The 19,626-nt window shown below is 72.8% G+C and carries 17 protein-coding genes and 2 tRNA genes; 14 read left to right on the top strand and 5 right to left on the bottom strand.

Annotated elements, in window-relative coordinates; all coding sequences use genetic code 11:
* The first annotated feature begins 12 nt into the window (after nucleotides 1-12).
* The 4 genes from murJ to ABT092_RS28060 all read left to right on the top strand — a co-directional run bounded on the left by murJ (nucleotide 13) and on the right by ABT092_RS28060 (nucleotide 4,645).
* Entirely contained in the window at nucleotides 13-1,620 is a 1,608-nt protein-coding gene (gene murJ, locus ABT092_RS28075) for a murein biosynthesis integral membrane protein MurJ (RefSeq protein WP_351248767.1), read from the top strand.
* A gap of 81 nt (nucleotides 1,621-1,701) precedes the next feature.
* Nucleotides 1,702-2,385 carry a response regulator gene (locus tag ABT092_RS28070; RefSeq protein ID WP_351248745.1) on the top strand — a complete coding sequence of 228 codons (684 nt, stop codon included), beginning with the start codon at nucleotides 1,702-1,704 and terminating at the stop codon, nucleotides 2,383-2,385.
* The gene (locus ABT092_RS28065; protein ID WP_502968521.1) at nucleotides 2,382-3,944 is read left to right on the top strand and encodes an ATP-binding protein; all 1,563 of its coding nucleotides are present in this window, start codon (nucleotides 2,382-2,384) and stop codon (nucleotides 3,942-3,944) included. The genes ABT092_RS28070 and ABT092_RS28065 overlap by 4 nt, the downstream gene beginning before the upstream one ends.
* Nucleotides 3,941-4,645 carry a hypothetical protein gene (locus ABT092_RS28060; RefSeq protein WP_351248743.1) on the top strand — a complete coding sequence of 235 codons (705 nt, stop codon included), beginning with the start codon at nucleotides 3,941-3,943 and terminating at the stop codon, nucleotides 4,643-4,645. Before ABT092_RS28065 ends, ABT092_RS28060 begins: the two co-directional genes overlap by 4 nt.
* A 22-nt stretch (nucleotides 4,646-4,667) precedes the next feature.
* Here the strand turns inward: ABT092_RS28060 and ABT092_RS28055 are convergent, their stop codons facing one another.
* A complete protein-coding gene (locus ABT092_RS28055; protein ID WP_351248741.1) occupies nucleotides 4,668-5,183 on the bottom strand; it encodes an NUDIX hydrolase in 516 nt (171 codons plus the stop codon).
* Nucleotides 5,180-6,613 carry a zinc-dependent metalloprotease gene (locus ABT092_RS28050; protein WP_351248739.1) on the bottom strand — a complete coding sequence of 478 codons (1,434 nt, stop codon included), beginning with the start codon at nucleotides 6,611-6,613 and terminating at the stop codon, nucleotides 5,180-5,182. The genes ABT092_RS28055 and ABT092_RS28050 overlap by 4 nt, the downstream gene beginning before the upstream one ends.
* 189 nt (nucleotides 6,614-6,802) lie before the next feature.
* Between ABT092_RS28050 and ABT092_RS28045 the strand changes: the two genes are divergently transcribed.
* From ABT092_RS28045 to ABT092_RS28030, 4 genes are all read left to right on the top strand, one after another.
* Nucleotides 6,803-7,912 (top strand): SDR family oxidoreductase, encoded by a 1,110-nt coding sequence (locus ABT092_RS28045; protein ID WP_351248737.1) that lies wholly within the window; start codon nucleotides 6,803-6,805, stop codon nucleotides 7,910-7,912.
* 97 nt (nucleotides 7,913-8,009) lie between these two features.
* Nucleotides 8,010-8,471 carry a molybdenum cofactor biosynthesis protein MoaE gene (locus ABT092_RS28040; RefSeq protein WP_351248764.1) on the top strand — a complete coding sequence of 154 codons (462 nt, stop codon included), beginning with the start codon at nucleotides 8,010-8,012 and terminating at the stop codon, nucleotides 8,469-8,471.
* A gap of 182 nt (nucleotides 8,472-8,653) precedes the next feature.
* Nucleotides 8,654-8,818, top strand: coding sequence for a hypothetical protein (locus ABT092_RS28035; protein ID WP_351248735.1), 165 nt, complete (start codon nucleotides 8,654-8,656; stop codon nucleotides 8,816-8,818).
* A 72-nt stretch (nucleotides 8,819-8,890) separates the two neighbouring features.
* Nucleotides 8,891-9,979, top strand: coding sequence for a YlbL family protein (locus tag ABT092_RS28030; RefSeq protein ID WP_351248733.1), 1,089 nt, complete (start codon nucleotides 8,891-8,893; stop codon nucleotides 9,977-9,979).
* 50 nt (nucleotides 9,980-10,029) lie between these two features.
* Here ABT092_RS28030 and ABT092_RS28025 read toward each other — a convergent pair whose 3' ends face one another.
* Together ABT092_RS28025 and ABT092_RS28020 are read right to left on the bottom strand one after the other, a co-directional pair.
* The gene (locus ABT092_RS28025; RefSeq protein WP_351248731.1) at nucleotides 10,030-10,596 is read right to left on the bottom strand and encodes a PPA1309 family protein; all 567 of its coding nucleotides are present in this window, start codon (nucleotides 10,594-10,596) and stop codon (nucleotides 10,030-10,032) included.
* Nucleotides 10,597-10,689: 93 nt separating this feature from the next.
* Entirely contained in the window at nucleotides 10,690-10,848 is a 159-nt protein-coding gene (locus ABT092_RS28020) for an Arc family DNA-binding protein (protein WP_351248729.1), read from the bottom strand.
* 344 nt (nucleotides 10,849-11,192) lie between these two features.
* Between ABT092_RS28020 and ABT092_RS28015 the strand changes: the two genes are divergently transcribed.
* The 5 genes from ABT092_RS28015 (at nucleotide 11,193) to ABT092_RS27995 (ending at nucleotide 17,380) form a co-directional block, all read left to right on the top strand.
* Nucleotides 11,193-14,171, top strand: a complete 2,979-nt coding sequence (locus ABT092_RS28015; RefSeq protein WP_351248763.1) for a UPF0182 family membrane protein — start codon at nucleotides 11,193-11,195, stop codon at nucleotides 14,169-14,171.
* A 72-nt stretch (nucleotides 14,172-14,243) separates the two neighbouring features.
* Nucleotides 14,244-14,317 (top strand) — tRNA-Met (locus ABT092_RS28010).
* Nucleotides 14,318-14,543: 226 nt separating this feature from the next.
* Nucleotides 14,544-16,319, top strand: a complete 1,776-nt coding sequence (locus ABT092_RS28005; protein ID WP_351248727.1) for a sel1 repeat family protein — start codon at nucleotides 14,544-14,546, stop codon at nucleotides 16,317-16,319.
* 150 nt (nucleotides 16,320-16,469) lie between these two features.
* Complete coding sequence (locus ABT092_RS28000; protein ID WP_351248725.1) at nucleotides 16,470-17,255, top strand: SAM-dependent methyltransferase; 786 nt, start codon at nucleotides 16,470-16,472, stop codon at nucleotides 17,253-17,255.
* Between the two features lie 51 nt (nucleotides 17,256-17,306).
* Nucleotides 17,307-17,380, top strand: a tRNA-Met gene (locus ABT092_RS27995).
* Between the two features lie 126 nt (nucleotides 17,381-17,506).
* Here ABT092_RS27995 and ABT092_RS27990 read toward each other — a convergent pair.
* Nucleotides 17,507-17,923 (bottom strand): Fur family transcriptional regulator, encoded by a 417-nt coding sequence (locus tag ABT092_RS27990; RefSeq protein WP_351248723.1) that lies wholly within the window; start codon nucleotides 17,921-17,923, stop codon nucleotides 17,507-17,509.
* Nucleotides 17,924-18,050: 127 nt separating this feature from the next.
* Here ABT092_RS27990 and ABT092_RS27985 point away from each other — a divergent pair, with 127 nt between their 5' ends.
* The gene (locus tag ABT092_RS27985; RefSeq protein WP_351248761.1) at nucleotides 18,051-19,523 is read left to right on the top strand and encodes a catalase; all 1,473 of its coding nucleotides are present in this window, start codon (nucleotides 18,051-18,053) and stop codon (nucleotides 19,521-19,523) included.
* Nucleotides 19,524-19,626 lie beyond the last annotated feature (103 nt).

The following is a 19,626-nucleotide window of genomic DNA, read 5'->3' as shown; positions in this document are numbered from 1 at the left end:
AGCGGGGCGATCATGGCCGCCGGGTCCCTGGTCTCCCGCGCCACCGGCTTCCTGCGCTCCGCGATCGTCGCCGCGGCCCTCGGCGTGGGGCTCGCCGCGGACGGGTACGCGGTCGCCAACGCGGTGCCCACCGTCGTCTACACCCTGCTGATCGGCGGCGCCCTCAACGCCGTCTTCGTCCCCGAACTGGTCCGCGCCGCCAAGGAGCACCCCGACGGGGGCGCGGCCTGGACGGACCGGCTGCTCACGCTCTGCCTGCTGGCGCTGCTGGCCCTGACGGCGATCGCGGTGTGGGCGGCCCCCGCGATCGTGAGCGCGTACACCGGGTACGAGGGGGAGCAGGCCGAACTGACCGTGGCCTTCGCCCGCTCCTGCCTGCCGCAGATCCTCTTCCTCGGCGTGTTCACCCTGCTGGGCCAGGTGCTCAACGCCCGCGGCCGGTTCGGCGCCATGATGTGGACGCCGGTCCTCAACAACGTCGTGGTGATCGCCGTGTTCGCCCTGTACCTCGCGGTCGGCGCGGGCGGCACCCTCACCGCGGGGGAGCGGGCGCTGCTCGGCTGGGGGACCACCGCCGGCATCGCCGTCCAGGCCCTCGCCCTGGTGCCGGCGCTGCGCGCCGCCCGGTTCCGCTGGCGCCCCCGCTTCGACTGGCGCGGAGGCGGCCTGGCCCGCCCGCTGCGCTCCGCGGGGTGGCTGGTGCTGCTCGTCCTCACCAACCAGGCCGCCTACTGGGTGGTGACCCGGCTCGCCACCACCGCCGGTGAACGGGCCGCGGCCCTCGGCAGCGACGGCGGCCTCGGGTTCAGCGCCTACAACAACGCCTACCTGCTGTGGGCGGTGCCGCACGGCATCGTCACGGTGTCGCTGGTCACCGCGCTCGTCCCGCGGATGAGCCGGGCCGCCGCCGAGGACGACCCGGCGGCCGTGCGCCGGGACGTGTCCGGGGCGCTGCGCACCTGCGCCGCCGCGATCGTGCCCGCCGCCTGCGCCCTGTTCGCGCTCGCCGAGCCGATCATGGCCCTGGTCTTCCAGTACGGGCGCACCGACGCCGGGGACACCGCCGCGATGGCGCTCACCCTGATGGCGTTCGCCCCCGGGCTGGTCGCCTTCTCCGGACAGTACGTGCTCGCCCGCGCCTTCTACGCCCTCTCGGACACCCGCACCCCGTTCCTGCTGAACCTGGTGATCGCCGCCCTCAACGCGGGACTGGCCGTGCTCGCCCACCTGGTGCTGCCCGCCCGGTACGCGGTCACCGGCATGGCCGGCGGGTACTCGCTCGCCCTCCTCGTCGGCTGGGTCCTCACCGGCTGGGTGCTGCACCGCAGGTTGACCCCGGCGTCGGCCGGCCGGCGGCGCCGGCGCTCGCGCCGGTCCGCACGGCGCTCGACGTGGCGGTCCACCACCCTCGGCGCGCATCTGCGGCTGTTGCTCGCCGCCGGACCGGCCACCGCCCTCGGGCACGCCGCGGTCACCGCCCTCGCCCCGTACGGGCACCCGGCCGCCGCCGGCGGGGGAGCCGTCGCCGTCGTCCTCGTCTTCGCGCTGCTGGCCCGCCCGCTGCGACTCACCGAACTCGACCGGCTGCTGGGGGCCGCCACCCGGCGGCTGCGCCGTTGACCCGCTCCCCGACCCCCACGACCGCACCCACCCGTGCGAACACCTGAACGCATCCCGTCGAACGACTGGAATAATCCGCCCATGCCGCGCGTGCTCCTCATCGAAGACGACCCCTCCGTCCGGGAAGGCGTCGAACTCGGCCTGAGCCGCCGCGGCCACCAGGTGCACACCGCCGCCACCGGGGAGGAAGGACTGGCCGCCGTCGGGTCGTTCCGCCCCGACCTGCTGCTCCTGGACCTGATGCTGCCCGGCGTCAACGGAGTCGAGGTGTGCCGCCGGGTCCGTGAGGACAGCCAACTGCCGATCATCATGCTCACCGCCCGCGGCGACGACTTCGACGTGGTCATCGGCCTGGAAGCGGGCGCCGACGACTACATCGTCAAACCCGCCCGCACCGAGGTCATCGAGGCCCGCATCCGCGCCGTGCTGCGCCGCATGGAACCGCCCGGCAGCGGCCGGCACCCCGTCGAAACGCACGGCGAACTCGCCCTGGACCGGGCGGGGCTCACCGTCACCAAGGCGGGCCGCACCCTCGACCTCGCCCCGTCGGAACTGCGGCTGCTGCTCCACCTGAGCGCCGCGCCCGAACAGGTCTTCAGCCGCCAGCAACTCCTCGAACACGTCTGGGAGCACAGCTACCACGGGGACGCCCGCCTGGTCGACGCCTGCGTCCGACGGCTGCGCAACAAGATCGAGGACGTGCCGGGCAGCCCCCGCTACATCCAGACCCTGCGCGGCTTCGGCTACCGCTTCGGCCCGCTGTGATCCGCCGCCCCCGTACCGCCCCGGCACCGCAGCCCCCCGGCCCCCGGACCCCGCAGCCCGACGCCGAACCGGCCCCCGCCCGGCGCCGGCGCCGGATCGCGCCCTTCGGGCTGCGCACCCGACTCGTGCTGGCGTTCCTGCTGGTCGCCGCCGTCAGCGCCGGCACCACCGCCACCCTCACCTACCGCGAGGCCCGCAACTCCGTCCTCAGCGCCGCCCAGGACACCGCCGTCGCCTCCTTCCGCGACCAGGTCGAGCAACTGGCCGTGCAACTGCCGCTCACCCGCCAGAAGCTGGAGGACGACCTCCGCCGGATCGCCCGCAAGGGCAAACCCCGGGCCTGGGTGGTCTTCGCCGAGTACGGGACCCTGCGCGTCTCCTCCGGCACCAGCCCCACCTCCACCGTCGTCACCGACCGGCTCCGGCGCGCCGCCTCCTCGCCCGACCGGCCCCGCGGCACCTTTGAACGGGTGGTCAAGGACGGCCTGCCCTACCTCACCATCGGCGTGCCGACCGTGTTCAAGGTCGGCCCCGACGGGGTGCTCCCCACCCGGCTGGTGCTGTACGCGGTGCTGCCCATGGCGGAGGAACAGGCCCAGACCGAGGCCCTGGTCAGCGCCGCCCGCGCGGGCGCCATGCCGGGGCTGGCCATCGCCCTGGTGCCCGCCCTGCTCGCGGCCCGCAGCGTGCTGCGCCCGGTGCGCGGACTGCGCCGCGCCGCCCGCTCCATGGGCAGCGGCCGGCTCGACACCCGCATCCCGGTCCGCGGCAGCGACGAACTCGCCGACCTCGCCCGCACCTTCAACGAGTCCGCCGGCCAACTGGAGCGCTCGGTGACCGAACTGCGGCGCGCCGAGGAACGCGCCCGCCGCTTCGCCTCCGACGTCTCCCACGAGCTGCGCACCCCGCTCGCCGGGATGCTCGCCGTCACCGAGGTCCTGGACGAGGACGCCGCCCGCCTGCCGCCCGACACCGCCCGCGCGGTCCGACTGATCAGCGCCGAGACCGGCAAACTGGCCGTGCTCGTCGAGGACCTGATGGAGATGTCCCGCTTCGACGCCCGCGCCGCCGCCCTGCACACCGACGAGGTCGACGTCGCCGAGACGATCCGGCGCACCCTGGACGGCCGCCACTGGACCGGCGGCCACCCCGAGCGGGTCCGCACCGACCTCCCCGAAGGCGTCCGCGCCCGCCTCGACCCCCGCCGCTTCGACGTGGTCGTCGCCAACCTCGTCGGCAACGCCCTGCGGCACGGCGCCGCCCCCGTCACCGTCCGGGTCCGCACGACCACCGCAGCGGACGGCACCCCCCTGCTCGTCACCGAGGTCGCCGACAGCGGTCCCGGCATCCGCCCCGAGGCGCTGCCGCACGTCTTCGACCGCTTCTACAAGGCCGACGCCGCCCGGGTCCGCTCCACCGGCAGCGGACTGGGGCTCGCCATCACCCAGGAGAACGTCCTCCTGCACGGCGGCACCGTCCGCGCCGCCAACCGCCCGGACGGCGCCGGCGCCGTCTTCACCGTGGAACTGCCCCTGCACACCGCGCCGGGCGCCCGGTGAGCGCCCGGCGCCGCGGCCGGGCCGGCCGTGCCTGGGCGGGCGGAGCGGGCCTGTTGGCCCTCGTGGGCTGCGGGGTGCAGGCCACCGACGTCATCGAGGCCGGTGGACCCGCCACCGTCTACGTCGCCCCGGGCCAGGACAACTGGCTGCTGCTGTTCTTCCGGGGCCCGAACGGCGAGCTGGTTCCGGTGGCCCGCGCCACCACCGACTGGGGGGTGGGACCGACCGGCCCCCAAGCGGAGCGGAAACGGGCCATCGGCGCGGTCCTGGACCTGCTGCGGGGACCCACCGAGGAGGAGCGGGCGGCAGGACTGCGCACCGCCCTGCCCCGGCCCGGCTCCGGCGCCGTGAACGCCGCCCCCGGCCGGGGGGACGTCACCGAGGTGTACCTCTCCCTCCCCCTGGAGACGCTCGACGACACCGCCGTCGAGCAACTGATCTGCACGGTCGCCTACGCCGAGCACCCGACCGGCGTCGGCCGGGTGGCCCTGCGCGGCCCGGACGTCGCCCTCGCCGCCGCCCCCTGCGGCATCGACGTCAACCGCGACGAGGTGCCCCGGCCGCGCTCCACCACCCTGCCCCGGCGCGATGCGAAAGCCGTGCCCACCCAGCCCGAGCCTCCCACGGAAGACGGCCAAGACGGCCCGAGCTGGCCGGCACCGCCCCCGCCCACCTGGGGTGCGACCGACACCGGCGGCTGAACCGGGCCGCCCGGCCCGCGGGTCACAGCAGTGCGCGGGTGCCCTCCAACAGGCGCACCACCGAAGCGTCCGCGACCTTCGCCACCTCGTCGTAGCCGAACCAGCGCAGGTCCAGCGACTCGTCGCTGATCGCCTCCACCGCCCCGGCCGGCGCCAACGCGGCGTACTGCACGTCTAGGTGCCAGGCGCACGGAGTCTCGTGCCGGTCCAGCCGGACCGGCCCCCCGCGCAGCAGCCGCAGCCCGGGGATGCCCGACTCCTCGGTGGCCTCGCGCAGCGCCGCGTCGGCCAGGGTCTCGTCGTCCCGCTCGCAGTGGCCCCCCATCTGGAGCCACTTGTGGATCTTGCCGTGCAGGGTCAGCAGCACCCGATCCCGCTCCGGGTCGACGACCAGGGCACTGGCCGTGAGGTGCCCGCTGCGGCACGACTTCCACATCCCGTCCGCATGGGCCGCCAGGTGCGCGAGGTAGAGGCCCCGCAGTTCGTCCTGGTCCCCGTACCCGTCCAGCACGGAGACCGCGTCGTCGTACAGGCTCACTTGCTGTCGTCGCCGCCCCGGTCGCCGTCCTCGCCGTCCCGGTCGCCCTCGTCGGGGGCGGTGCCCCGCCCGCTGGCCGCTTCGCCGAGCAACTTGTCCAACTCGGAGAAGTCGAGCTGCTCGCGGTGGACGAAACCGTCCGGGTCGTCCAGGTCGGAGGCGGTGGGCAGCATGTCCGGGTGGGCCCACAGGGCGTCCCGGCCGTCCGTGCCGCGGGCGTCGCTGAGCGAGGCCCACAGCCGGGAGGCGTCGCGCAGCCGCCGCGGACGCAGCTCCAGCCCGATCAGGGTGGCGAAGGTCTGCTCCGCCGGCCCGCCCGAGGCCCGCCGCCGGCGCAGCGTCTCGCGCAACGCGTCCGCGGAGCCCAGCCGGGGCTTGGCGGCCTCGTGGACCACCGCGTCCACCCACCCCTCGACCAGCGCCAGGGCCGTCTCCAGCCGGGCCAGGGCGGCCTTCTGCGCGGGGGTGTCCTCCGGCTGGAACATGCCCTGCTGGAGGGCGTCCTGGAGCTGCTGCGGGTTGGACGGGTCGAGCTGGCCGACCATGTCCTCCAGCTTGGAGGTGTCGACCTTGATGCCGCGGGCGTAGCCCTCGACCGCGCCGAACAGGTGCGAGCGCAGCCACGGCACGTGGGCGAAGAGCCGCTGGTGGGCGGCCTCCCGCAGGGCCAGGTAGAGCCGCACCTCCTCCTCGGGGACGCTCAGGTCCTTGCCGAAGGCGGCCACGTTCAACGGGAGCAGCGCCGACTTCCCGGTGGGGCCGAGGGGGAGCCCGATGTCGGAGGAGCCGACGACCTCGCCGGCGAGGACGCCGACGGCCTGGCCCATCTGCGTGCCGAACATGGCGCCGCCCATGGACCGCATCACCCCGATCAGCGGGCCGGCCATGGCCTGCATCTCCTCGGGCAGCACCTGGCCCATCGCCGCGCCCACCCGCTCGGCGACCGGATCGACCAGTTCCCGCCAGACCGGGAGGGTGGCCTCGACCCACTCGGCGCGGCTCCACGCCACCGCCGAGCCCGAGCCGGAGGGCAGCGAGGTGACCCCGTCCAGCCACAGATCGGCCAGCCGGACCGTTTCCTCCACCCAGGCCCGGTCGGTCGGGCCCACACTGGCGTCCTTGGTGCCGTCCGGGGTGCCCTGGGAGACCGTCTGGCGGGCGATCTGCTGGGCCATGTCCCAGTTCACCGGGCCGCCCTCGTAGGAGAGCATCTGCCCGATCTGCTGGAACGCGGCGCCCAGGTCGTTGGGGTTCATCGACCCGAACATCGCGGCGAACGGGTTGTCGCCGCCCGGCCCGCCGAAGCCGGGCAGCCCGAAACCGAACGGATTGGCAGGCCCCTGACCACCACCGCTCTGGTCCTTCTCCTTGCCGTCGCCGTTCTCCGGCTCCTCCGGCGGAAGGCCGAATCCGAATGGGGTGTCACTCACGGGATTCCTCGGCTCGTCGGGCCGCCGGTCTCCCCGACGGCGATGCGCTGCGTCACCACCCAGCGTAGACACCCCGGGCCGATCGGGCCTCGGTGCTCCGCCGACTCCCGGCCTGCGGCAGGATGGGTGCCACCTGGTACGTACGCGTCACAGGCCGTACGTACTGAAGACAACCGCTGGAGACGCCCGGTGAGTTCCCCAGATCAGCAGGTTCGCGCAGCGCGAAACCACACGGCCGGCCCGCCGCGCGGGCCCGTCGTCGCCGTGACCGGCGCGGCGGGCGGAATCGGTGCGCTGCTCGTCGAGCGGCTCCTCGACAGCGAGGAGGTGGGGCGGGTCGTCGCCATCGACGAGCGGCGCGGCGCCGGCGAGGACGCCCAGTGGCACGTCCTGGACGTCCGGGACCCGGCCATCGCGGAGAAGCTGCGCGGCGCCGACGTGGTGGTGCACCTGGCGCTCGACCTCGACCTGGAGACCGACGCCGCCGCCCGCAGCGCCTACAACGTGCGCGGCACCCAGACCGTGCTCACCGCGGCCGCCGCCGTCGGGGTGCGCCGGGTCGTGCTGTGCACCTCCGCGATGGTGTACGGGGCGCTCGCCGACAACGAGCTGCCGCTCGCGGAGGACGCGGAGCTGCGGGCCACCGCGGAGGCCACCGGCGTCGGCGACCTGCTGGAGATCGAGCGCCTCGCCCGTCGGGCGCCCCGGGCGCACCCCGGGCTCAACGTCACCGTGGTGCGTCCCGCGGTGCTGGTCGGCGGCACCGACACGGCGCTCACCCGCTACTTCGAGTCGCCGCGGCTGCTGGTGGTCGCCGGCTCCCGGCCGGCCTGGCAGTTCTGCCACGTCGAGGACCTGTGCGGGGCGCTGGAGTACGCGGTGCTGGAGAAGGTGGAGGGCGAGGTCGCCGTCGGGTGCGAGGGGTGGCTGGAGCAGGAGGAGGTCGAGGAGCTGAGCGGCATCCGCCGCATGGAGCTGCCGTCCGCCGTCGCGCTCGGCGCCGCGGCCCGACTGCACCGCATCGGTCTCACCCCGTCACCGGCCGGGGACCTCGCGTACACGATGTACCCGTGGGTGGTCAGCGGCAGCCGGCTGCACGCCGCCGGGTGGCGCCCGCAGTGGACCAACGAGGAGGTCCTCGCGGAGCTGCTGGCGGAGGTCGCCGGACGGCACACCGTCGCCGGTCGCCGGCTCGGCCGCAAGGACGCGACGGCCGCGGGCGCCGCGGGCGCCACGGTGGCGCTGCTCGGCACCGCGGCGCTGGTCCGCCGGGCCCGCAAGGCCCGACGGCGCATCTGACCCGCGGCCCCGCACCCGGCGGCCCCGCGCGGTCGATCGGGCAGGGCCGTCCGCGCGGGCTGCCCGGCGCCCCGGCCCCTAGGGTGGACGCATGCGGATGGACGAGACGAGCGGCGACCGATCCGGGGCCGAGGCCGTGCGACTGGTCGCGGTGCGTGACGAACCGCTCTCCCTGGACGAGGTGTTCGCCGCGGTGGGCGACCCGTCCGCCGGCGGCACCGCGCTGTTCGTGGGCACGGTCAGGGACCACGACGGCGGTCGGGACGAGCCACGGGTCACGGGCCTCGGCTACCACGCGCACCCCACGGCCCCGGCCGAGCTGCGCCGGGTGGCGGAGAAGGTGGCCGCGGACTTCCCGGTCCGCGGCCTCGCCGTGCTGCACCGGGTGGGAGACCTCCGGGTGGGCGACCTCGCAGTGGTCGTCGCGGTGTCCTGTCCGCACCGGGCGGAGGCGTTCGACGCCTGCCGCCGGCTCGTCGACGACCTGAAGCGGGAGGTGCCCCTGTGGAAGCACCAACGCTTCTCGGACGGCACCGAGGAGTGGGTGGGCGCCTGCTGACCCCGCGCGCCCCCGCACCCGGCCCGCGCGCCGTCCGCCACGCCTCCGCCCCCGGGCGGGGGCGCCGCCCCCTTCCCGGGTTCCCGCTTGCGTAACCCGCCCCCCGGCGTGAGCGTTGTCACTGCGGATGGTTAATCTGCTGATCGGTCAGTTACGGGTATCCATCCGGTTGGGAGGTCGGCATGGCGGCGCTCGCCTGGTTGCTGATTCCGCTCCTCGCCGCGCTCGGCGCGGGGCTGTGGGGCGGTTGGGCCACGAGGACCAAACGGACCGGCGACGGTCCCGAACTGGCCGGGTACGAGCGGTTCCGCGCCGCGATGGAGCGGACCCACTCCGACGCCCCCTGAGCCGACCCGCGCCGCCGACCCGTCCGGGCGACCGGGCGGTGCGATCACCGCCGGGTCCCGTACTGTCGTTCCATGCCACGCCGCACCACGACGATGCTCGCTTCCACCGTGCTGCTGATCGCTCTGCTGTGCGCGGGAGTGTTCATCAAGACGCCGTACTCGGAGATGTCCCCGGGACCCACCGTGAACACGCTCGGCGAGCACGACGGCGAACCGGTGCTCCAGATCTCCGGCCGCAAGACGTACCCCACCACCGGCCACCTCAACATGACCACGGTCCGCGTCACCAGCGCCGACTACCGGATGAACCTGGTGGAGGCGGTCTACGGCTGGCTGGCCCACGACAACATCGTCGTCCCGCACGACACGCTCTACCCGGACGGCAAGACGGAGGAGCAGTCCAACCAGGAGAACGCCGAGGAGTTCAGCCAGTCCCAGGAGAGCGCGAAGGTCGCCGCCCTGCGGGAGCTGGACATCCCGGTGCGGTCCTGGGTGATCGTCTCCTCGGTGGTCAAGGGCAGCCCCGCCCAGGGCCGGTTGCACGCCGGGGACGTGATCCGGAGCGTGGACGGCCGCCCCGTGGAGGAGCCCTCCGACGTCGCCGAACTGGTCACCCGGCACGAACCCGGCGAGAAGGTCGTGTTCACCGTGGTCCCGGCCAAGGACGCCGCAGCGGCGGAGAAGGCGGGCAAGGAACCCACCCGCACCGAGGACGTCACCGTGACCACCCGGAAGTCCGAGGACGGCGGGCGGGCCGTGGTCGGCATCGAGGCGGGCACCGACCACACCTTCCCGTTCAGCATCGACATCAAGCTCGCCGACGTCGGCGGCCCGAGCGCCGGGCTGATGTTCGCCCTCGGCATCGTCGACAAGCTGACCCCCGAGAACATCACCGGCGGCCGGTTCGTCGCCGGCACCGGCACCATCGACGACGACGGCAAGGTCGGGCCGATCGGCGGCGTGGAGATGAAGACGGTCGGCGCCCGGGAACAGGGCGCCGAGTACTTCCTCACCCCGAAGGACAACTGCGAGAGCGCCGCCGAGGACGTGCCGGACGGACTGACCCTGGTCGAGGTCGACACCATCGACGACGCGATGAGCTCCCTGGCCGACATCCGCGCCGGCCGCACCGACCAGCTCCCGACCTGCGCCAAGGGCTGACCGACCGCCGTTCCCGGGCGGGCCGCGGCCCGCCCGGGAACGGCGGACCCCTACTCGGCGAACGTCGCCGTCAACGCGTCCGCCAGACCCGGCACCAGGTCGGCCCCGGTCAGCACGTCCGTCGCCGAATCCTTCGTGCGCAGTCGCAACGCCGACTCACGGCTCCCGTCCCGCAGCACCGCCACCGTCATCCGCACCTCCTCGCGGTCCGGGTGCCGGGCCACCCACCCGGCCAGCTCCGCCCCGTCCAGGTCCGCGGGGACGGACGCCTCGGCGGACGGCGGCAGCATCAGCCGCTCCACCGAGAGCGCGCACCCCACCACCGCGTCCGGCCAGGCGATGGTGCCCAGGAACTCGTCCAGCGCGGTTCCGGCCGGCACCTCGTCCTGCTCGATCGGGGTCAGCGAGCCCGTGGCGGCGGGATCCTCGGTGTCGGCGAGGCCGAGACGGGCGGCGAGGGTGGGCTCCTGGGACCGCAGCCGATCCGTGTCGACCAGCGCGAACAGCCGGGCGGGCTGGTCCCAGCCCAGCCCGGAGACGTACTCGTCGATCTCCAGCACGGCCCGCGTCAGCGGGCCGGCGGCCATCGGGGTGCCTGAAGTGGCGGTGTTGGACATGGTCAACCTTGTTCCGTTCGAAGATGCCGCCGGCCGACGGGCCGGGGAAGAAGCGGAGCCCTCGCGCAGGGGGCCCGGGACGGGCGGTCGCCGTCAGGGCGACCGGTCGTCCCCACCCGCCGGCCCGAGGGCGACCTCCAGCAGGTGGATGATCTCGGAGTTGACGGACCGCCGATCGGTCCGGGCCCTCTCGACGAGGCGCTCATGCAGGTCAGCGGGCAGGCGGAGGGAGATCCGCTTCTCAGATTCCACGCCAGGATGATGCCACGGCGACATCGAAGGGGCACTCCGGGGATGTCACGCCCGCCCGGTGCGCCGGAGACGGCCGTCCGTGACCGGGGCGCGATGGCCGTCCAGGGCCTCCGGTCACCCCGGCCACCGGGGGCGCCCGTGCGGAACGGGGACCGAGCACGCGCGCAAGACCTCCGGGAGCGCCGCTCCCGGAGACGGCCCGAGGGCAAAATCCTGCCTCGTTGGCCCCCCGGAACCGGGAACCGAGTAAAGCATCAGTAAGTTGCATAGGTGAGGCTCCGGCGTTCGCGGGAGCCCGGAGGCAGAACTACAGCGACTTCGAGGTGCGCACCTTGGCTTTCCAGATGCCGGACCGCGGCGGAGGCCCGACCGGGCCACGGATCAGAGTGGGTCGACCCTCCCGACGGGTCCGCACCCTGCTCATGACACTGGGCATCCTGGCCGTGCTGGCCATGGTGTTCATCATGTTCGCGGGGTTCTGGACGGACTGGTTGTGGTACCGGTCGGTGGACTACTCGTCGGTGTTCACCACGACCCTGTGGACCAAGGTCGGGCTGTTCCTGGTCTTCGGGCTGCTGATGGCGGCCTCGGTCGGGGTCAACGTGTGGTTGGCGCACCGGCTGCGCCCGCCGCTCAGCGCCATGTCGCTGGAGCAGCAGAACCTCGACCGCTACCGGATGGGGATCGCCCCGTACAAGAAGTGGATCCTGATCGGGGTCGCCGCGGTCGTCGGACTGATCGCGGGCGCGTCCGCCGCGGGCCAGTGGCGCACCTGGCTCCAGTGGGTGAACGGCGTCCCGTTCGGCAAGAAGGACCCCCAGTTCGGCCTGGACGTGTCGTTCTTCACCTTCGACCTGCCCTGGTACCGCTTCCTGCTCGGCTTCGGCTTCGCCGCGGTGGTGCTCTCGCTGATCGCCGCCGCGCTGACCCACTACCTGTACGGCGGGCTGCGGGTCACCAGCCCCGGCGGGCGGGCCACGGCCGCCGCCACCGGGCACCTGTCGGTGCTGCTGGGCGTCTTCGTCACGTTGAAGGCGATCGCCTACTGGCTGGACCGTTACGGCCTGGCGGTGAAGTCCAGCGACTTCAAGTCCACCGACAACTGGACCGGCCTGCGCTACGTCGACGCCAACGCCTACCTGCCGGCGAAGACCATCCTGTTCTTCATCGCGATCATCTGCGCGGTGCTGTTCTTCGCCACGCTGTGGCGGCGCACCTGGCAGCTCCCGATGATCGGCTTCGGCCTGATGGTGCTGTCGGCGGTCCTGATCGGCGGCCTGTACCCGGCGATCGTGCAGAAGTTCCAGGTCCAGCCGAACGAGCAGGCCAAGGAGGCGCCGTACGTCCAGAAGAACCTGGAGGCGACGACCGACGCCTACGGGATCGCGGACGCCGAGGTCACGGACTACCCGGGCAAGAGCGAGGAGACCGACAGCGCGAAGCTGCGCGCCGACGCCGACAAGGCGGCCAGCATGCGCATGATCGATCCCAACGTCGTCTCGCCCACGTTCCAGCAGCTCCAGCAGATGCGGAACTACTACGGCTTCCCGGCCAACCTCGACGTCGACCGCTACAAGGGCGCCGACGGCAAGGAGCAGGACACCGTCATCGGCCTGCGCGAGTTGGACCTGAGCGGCATCCCCAAGCACAACTGGATCAACGACCACTTCCGTTACACCCACGGGTACGGAGTGGTCGCCGCCAAGGGCACCGAGGCCACCGCCCAGGGCTCCCCGGTCTTCACCGAGTCGGACCTGCCCTCCAAGGGCGACCTGGTCCCCGGCGACTACGAGCAGCGGATCTACTTCGGCGAGAAGACGACGCAGTACTCGATCGTCGGCGGCCCGCAGAAGGAGATCGACTACTCCGACGACACCGGTGAGAAGACCACCACCTACAAGGGCGGCGGCGGGGTCAACCTGTCCAACCCGCTGAACCGCGCCGCGTACGCGGTGGCCTTCGGCGAGCCGCAGATCCTGTACTCGGGCGCCATCGGCGAGGGTTCGAAGATCCTCTACAACCGGGTGCCCAAGGAGCGCGTCGAGGCGGTCGCCCCCTGGCTGACCATCGACGGCGACGCCTACCCGGCGATCGTGGACGGTCGCGTCCAGTGGATCGTCGACGCGTACACCACCACCAACGGCTACCCGTACGCGTCCCGCACCACGCTGGGGGACACCACGGCGGACTCGCTGACCGAGCGCAACAACCAGCGTGCGGTGGTGGCCCAGCAGAACCAGGTCAACTACATCCGCAACTCGGTCAAGGCGACCGTCGACGCGTACAGCGGCGACGTGAAGCTCTACCAGTGGGACACCCAGGACCCGGTCCTCAAGACCTGGATGAAGGCGTTCCCCGACACGGTGCAGCCCAAGAGCGAGATCTCCCAGACGCTCATGGACCACCTGCGCTACCCGCAGGACCTGTTCAAGGTCCAGCGCGAGCTGCTCACCCGCTACCACGTGGACGACGCCGACGCCTTCCTCAGCGGCAGCGAGGTGTGGCAGGTGCCGGACGACCCGACCAACCGGTCGGGCAAGGCGGTGCCGCCGTACTACCTGAGCATGCGGATGCCGGACCAGCAGGCGCAGGAGTTCTCGCTGACGACCACGTTCACCCCGCGCGGTCGGGACAACCTCAGCGCCTTCATGGCGGTCAACGCCGAGGCGGGCAGCAAGGACTACGGCAAGATCAGCATCCTGAAGATGCCGTCCGCGTCGACGATCGACGGGCCCAAGCAGGTCCAGAGCAAGTTCAACTCGGACACCGCCATCGCCGAGAAGATCAGGCTGCTGCGCGGTGGTGACTCGGAAGTCGAGTACGGCAACCTGTTGACCGTGCCGTTGGACGGCGGACTGCTCTACGCGGAACCCGTCTACGTGCGCGGCGGCGGGTTGAAGTACCCGCTGCTGCGTCGGGTGCTGGTGAACTACGACGGCAAGACGGCCTTCGAACCGACCCTGGAGAAGGCGTTGAACGTCGTCTTCGGTGCCGAGAAGCCGAGCCCCGTGGAGCCGGGCGAGCAGGAGCCGGAACAGCCCGGGGAGCCGACCGCACCGCCGAGTGAGAACCCGACGGTCAAGGAAGCGCTCCAGGAGGCCCAGGAGGCGTTCGACGACGGCCAGCAGGCCATGAAGGACGGCGACTGGAAGGCGTACGGCGACGCCCAGAAGAAGCTCCAGGACGCCTTGCAACGGGCCGAGGAGGCCCAGGCGAAGGCGAACCGGGACGAGGCCGAGGGCAAGCCCGCCGAGGGCGGGAAGCCCGCGGACGGCAAGGCCGACGAGCCGGCCGAGCCCGAGAAGCCCGCCGAACGGACCTGACCCCGGTCCCACCCGTGCACCCCCCGCCCGTGAGGGCGGGGGGTGCACCCGTGTTAGGGTTGATCACAACGACGCGGGGTGGAGCAGCTCGGTAGCTCGCTGGGCTCATAACCCAGAGGTCGCAGGTTCAAATCCTGTCCCCGCTACTGAAGGTGAAGGCCCGGAAGCCAGGCTTCCGGGCCTTCGCCGTGCGTGTGGTCGGGTGCGGTCTGAACGCGCGCCGTGTGCGGGGCGTAATCAAGGGCACGAGCGTCAGGGAGAGTTGGGGCCAACGAGTTTGACTTGTCTCTGTGTGGGCATGTCGACAAAGCGCTGTAGTGACCTTGCTTACTGCGGTGTGCCAGATGTGCCCAGGGTGCGGGTGGTGCGACGATGAACGTTATGGGGGACAAGGCGACCCTGTGGGAGACGGGGCGTTTCGTGCAGCCCGTCGACCGGGACGAGACCGGCGCGGCGGCCGAGGAGGAACGCCACCGCGCCGCCGCTGCCGCCGGTGACCCGGAGGCGATGAGCGTCCTCGGCGCCCTCCTGCTGCGCCGCGGCGACCTCGACGCCGCCGAACCCCTGCTGCGCGCCGCCACCGCGGCCGGGGACCGTGCCGCCGCCAACAACCTGGGCGTCCTGCTCCACCAGCGCGGCTACGCCGACGAGGCGGCCGGCTGGTGGCGGGTCGCCGCGGTCGCCGGCTCCGCCGCCGCCGCCCACGCCCTCGGCCGCCACCAGCGCGAGCGCGGCGACGAACCCGCCGCCGAGTACTGGCTGCGCCAGTCCGCCGAACAGGGCCACGCCCTCGGCGCGTACGCCCTCGCCGACCTGCTGGAGCACCGGGGCGAGGCCGATGCCGAGGAGTGGATGCGCGCCGCCGCCGAACGCGGTCACCGCGAGGCCGCCTACCGGCTGGCCCGGGCCCTCGACGAGTGGAGCGGCCCCCGGGACGGCACCGGGTCCGAGGCCGAGCAGTGGTACCGCCAGGCCGCCGCCCGGGGGCACCGCCAGGCGGCCCTGCACCTGGGCGCCATCCTGGAGCGCCGCGGCGAGCTCAAGGAGGCCGGCCGCTGGTACCTCACCTCCGCCAAGGACGGCGAGGCCCGCGCCGCCTGCGCCCTGGGCTTCCTGCTGCGCGACGCCGGGGACGTGGAGAACGCCGCCGTGTGGTGGCTGCGGGCCGCCCAGGACGGCGACGGCAACGCCGCGAACGCCCTGGGCGCCCTGCACGCCCACCGCGGCGAGCCGCAGACCGCCGAACGCTGGTACCGCGCCGCGCTCACCGCGGGCGACGTCAACGGCGCCTACAACCTCGGGCTGCTCAGCGCCGAACAGGGCCGCAACGCCCAGGCCGAGCAGTGGTACCGCCAGGCCGCCTACACCGGGCACCGGGAGGCCGCGAACGCGCTCGCTGTGCTCCTCCTCCAGAGCGGGGACGCCGCGGGCGCCGAACCCTGGTTCTCCAAGGCCGCCGAAGCCGGCAGCGTCGACGCCGCCTTCAACCTGGGCATCCTCTACCAAGGGCGCGGCGAGGAGGCCGGCGCGGTGCGCTGGTACGCCCGGGCCGCCGCCGCCGGGCACACCGAGGCGGCCCTGCACGTCGGCATCGCCCGGCTGCGGGAGGGCGAGGAACAGGACGCGGAACGGCACCTGCGCCGGGCGGCCGGGGGCGGCAGCGCGGAGGCGGCCTACCGACTGGCAGCCGTGCTGGACGCCCGCCGCTCGCCGGCGCCCGCGCACGGGCTGGGGGAGCCGGCGCAGGAGCGCACCGAGTGCGAGGAGTGGTACGAGCGCGCCGCCGAACAGGGCCACCGCAAGGCCCAGGTGCGGGTGGGGATGTTCGCCTCCGCGCGCGGGGACGTGGTGCGGGCGGCGCACTGGTACCGGGCGGCCGCCCAGGCCGGCAGCCGCAACGGCGCCTTCAACCTCGGGCTGTTGCTCGCCCGCGAGGGCAGCGAGCCCGAGGCCGCGCTGTGGTGGAAGCGGGCCGCCCGGGCGGGGCACGGCCGGTCGGCGCTGCGGCTGGCGCTGTTGCACGCGCGGCGCGGGGAGTTGGCCGACGGGCAACGGTGGGCCGAACTCGCGGTGTCGCTGGGGCCCGAGGAGGTCGCCGCCCGGGCCGCCCGGCTGCGGGACGCCCTGGACGAGGAGCTCACGGCGTAGGTCCGTCCGGGCCCGCCGGCCCGGGGCGCACAATTGACCGTCCGTCAGTTCCGAAGAAATCCCTGCACGGGACAACTGTGGGACACCGCACGGGGGTTAACCTGGCGGCTGGATATCACCCCTGGGGGTGACACAGGACGGAGAGGTGCGGTGGCGGAGGAAATCGACACGAGCAAGCCCAGCATTGCGCGGGTCTACGACGCGGTCCTCGGGGGCAAGGACAACTACGAGGTCGACCGGGTGGTCGCCGACGGGGTCAAGCGGACGGTGCCGCACATCGGTGACGTCGGCTGGTTCAACCGTGCGGTGCTCGGGCGGGCGGTCCGCTACCTGGCCGCCGAGGCCGGGATCAGGCAGTTCATCGACCTCGGCGCCGGTCTGCCCACGCTGGAGAACACCCACCACGTCGCCCAGCGGGTCAACCCCGAGGCCCGGGTGGTCTACGTGGACAACGACCCCATCGTCCTCGCGCACGGTCGGGCCCTGCTGGAGGAGAACGCCAACACCGGCGTCTCCAGCGCCGATCTGCGCGACCCGGCGACGGTGCTCGCCGAGCCCGCGGTCCGACGCCTGATCGACTTCGACGAGCCGGTCGGCGTGCTGCTCGTCGGCATCCTCCACCACCTGCACGACGACGAGGACCCCAAGGGCATCGTCGACACGTACATGTCCCACGTGCCGGCCGGCAGCCATCTGGTGATCACCGCCTTCTGCGACACCGGACCGGAGGCCCGTGCCGTGGAGCAGACGATGCTGCACCTGCTCGGCACCGGGCGCTTCCGCACCACCGAGGAGATCACCGCCTACTTCGACGGCTACGAGCTGCTGGAGCCGGGTGTGGTCTCGCTGCCGCTGTGGCGCCCGGAGGAGCCGGTCGCGGAGCCGCTCACCGTCGCCCAACGGCTGATGGCCGGAGGGATGGCCCGCAAGGTCTGACCCGCCGATTTGCTCCCGCCCCCACCCGTCACGTAGAGTCGGGTTCACCGACGCGGGGTGGAGCAGCTCGGTAGCTCGCTGGGCTCATAACCCAGAGGTCGCAGGTTCAAATCCTGTCCCCGCTACTGAAACGAAGGCCCGGAGGCGCACAGCCTCCGGGCCTTCGTGCGTTCCTCACGGGGAACGCACGAAGAGACGCACGGAGGGGCGCCCGGACGGAACCCGTCCGGGCGCCCCTCCGTGCGTTCTCGCTAGGTGCCGGTGCAGTAGGGACAGAGGCCCTTGAAGGTCATCTCCACGCCCGAGACGGTGAAGCCGAAGCGCTCCGACTCGGGGAGGTCGGCCAGCGGGTTGCCGGCCGGGTGGACGTCGCGGATCGCGCCGCAGGAGGCGCACACCAGGTGGTGGTGGGGGCGGTGGGCGTTGGGGTCGTACCGTTTGGCCCGCTTGTCCGTCGAGACTTCGAGCACCTCGCCCAGGGCCACCAGTTCGCCGAGGGTGTTGTAGACGGTCGCCCGGGAGATCTCCGGGAGCCGCACCACCGCGCGCGCGTGCACCTCGTCGGCGGTCAGGTGGACGTGCTCGCCGTCGAGGACCTCGGCCACGACGCGACGCTGTGCGGTCAACCGCCAGCCCCGTCCGCGCAGCCGTTCCAACAGGTCACTCATGCGCACCAGCCTAACAGCAGGGGGACCGCGGTCCCGAACGGGTGTGACTTTGGAGAGTTGCTTGACTTAGACATTGTCCATTGTAGGATCAGCTACGGCATTGGCCAAGGCACAGGACTGGCTCGACATGACGCAGGAGGCGCACGTGACGTCGCAGGGACCGCTCACCACGGAGGCCGGCGCACCGGTCGCCGACAACCAGAACAGCGAGACCGCGGGTGTCGGCGGCCCCGTGCTGGTGCAGGACCAGTCGCTGCTGGAGAAGCTGGCGCACTTCAACCGCGAGCGCATCCCGGAGCGCGTGGTCCACGCGCGCGGGGCGGGCGCCTACGGCACCTTCACCCTCACCCAGGACGTCTCCGCGTGGACGCGGGCGAAGTTCCTCTCCGAGGTGGGCAAGGAGACGGAGGTCTTCCTGCGGTTCTCCACCGTGGCCGGGAACCTCGGTGCGGCCGACGCGGTGCGCGACCCGCGCGGCTTCGCGCTGAAGTTCTACACCGAGGAGGGCAACTACGACCTCGTCGGCAACAACACCCCGGTGTTCTTCATCAAGGACGCCATCAAGTTCCCCGACTTCATCCACACCCAGAAGCGGGACCCGTACACCGGCTCCCAGGAGGCGGACAACGTCTGGGACTTCTGGGGGCTGAGCCCCGAGTCCACCCACCAGGTGACCTGGCTCTTCGGCGACCGGGGCATCCCGGCCTCGTACCGCCACATGAACGGGTACGGCTCGCACACCTTCCAGTGGACCAACGAGGCGGGCGAGGTCTTCTGGGTCAAGTACCACTTCAAGACGGACCAGGGGATCGAGACCCTCACCTCCGCCGAGGCCAACCGGCTGGCCGGCGAGGACCCGGACAGCCACCAGCGGGACCTGCGCGAGTCCATCGAGCGCGGCGAGTTCCCGTCCTGGACGGTCCAGGTGCAGGTCATGCCCGCGGCCGAGGCGGCCAACTACCGCTTCAACCCCTTCGACCTCACCAAGGTGTGGCCGCACGCGGACTACCCGCCGATCGAGATCGGCAAGCTGGAGCTCAACCGCAACCCGGAGAACATCTTCGCCGAGGTCGAGCAGTCGATCTTCAGCCCCGCGCACTTCGTGCCCGGCATCGGTCCCTCCCCGGACAAGATGCTCCAGGGCCGGCTGTTCGCCTACGGCGACGCCCACCGCTACCGCGTCGGCATCAACGCCGACCACCTGCCGGTGAACCGTCCGCACGCCACCGAGGCGCGCACCAACAGCCGGGACGGCTTCCTGTACGACGGCCGGCACAAGGGCGCCAAGAACTACGAGCCGAACAGCTTCGGCGGACCGTTCCAGACGGACCGCCCGCTGTGGGCGGCGACGCCGGTCACCGGTCCCACCGGCAACACCGCGGCGCCGAGCCACGCCGAGGACAACGACTTCGTCCAGGCCGGTGACCTCTACCGGCTGATGGCGGAGGACGAGAAGTCCCGTCTGATCGAGAACCTCGCCGGGTTCATCGCGAAGGTGTCGCGCGACGACATCGCCGAGCGCGCGGTCGACAACTTCCGCCGGGCGGACGGGGACTTCGGCAAGCGTCTGGAAGCCGCGGTTCAGGCCCTGCGCGGCTGACGGCGACGGGGGTGCGGGGCGGGGCGAACCACTCCACGAGCACGTTCCAGCCGCCCAGCCGCAACACGGTCCGGGTGGAGGCCAGGGCCTCGCCGCGGCCGCC

The organism is Streptomyces sp. NPDC002490, from assembly GCF_040296045.1.
Lineage (GTDB): Bacteria > Actinomycetota > Actinomycetes > Streptomycetales > Streptomycetaceae > Streptomyces.
This window is presented reverse-complemented; position numbering and strand designations above follow the sequence as displayed.

Coding starts and splice junctions, on each gene's coding strand:
- murJ (WP_351248767.1), top strand. CDS start 13: ATGGCCGCCGGGTCCCTGGTCTCCCGCGCCACCGGCTTCCTGCGCTCC.
- ABT092_RS28015 (WP_351248763.1), top strand. CDS start 11,193: ATGCCGGACCGCGGCGGAGGCCCGACCGGGCCACGGATCAGAGTGGGT.
- ABT092_RS28040 (WP_351248764.1), top strand. CDS start 8,010: ATGGACGAGACGAGCGGCGACCGATCCGGGGCCGAGGCCGTGCGACTG.
- ABT092_RS28025 (WP_351248731.1), bottom strand. CDS start 10,596: ATGTCCAACACCGCCACTTCAGGCACCCCGATGGCCGCCGGCCCGCTG.
- ABT092_RS28070 (WP_351248745.1), top strand. CDS start 1,702: ATGCCGCGCGTGCTCCTCATCGAAGACGACCCCTCCGTCCGGGAAGGC.
- ABT092_RS28030 (WP_351248733.1), top strand. CDS start 8,891: ATGCCACGCCGCACCACGACGATGCTCGCTTCCACCGTGCTGCTGATC.
- ABT092_RS28035 (WP_351248735.1), top strand. CDS start 8,654: ATGGCGGCGCTCGCCTGGTTGCTGATTCCGCTCCTCGCCGCGCTCGGC.
- ABT092_RS27985 (WP_351248761.1), top strand. CDS start 18,051: ATGACGCAGGAGGCGCACGTGACGTCGCAGGGACCGCTCACCACGGAG.
- ABT092_RS27990 (WP_351248723.1), bottom strand. CDS start 17,923: ATGAGTGACCTGTTGGAACGGCTGCGCGGACGGGGCTGGCGGTTGACC.
- ABT092_RS28005 (WP_351248727.1), top strand. CDS start 14,544: ATGAACGTTATGGGGGACAAGGCGACCCTGTGGGAGACGGGGCGTTTC.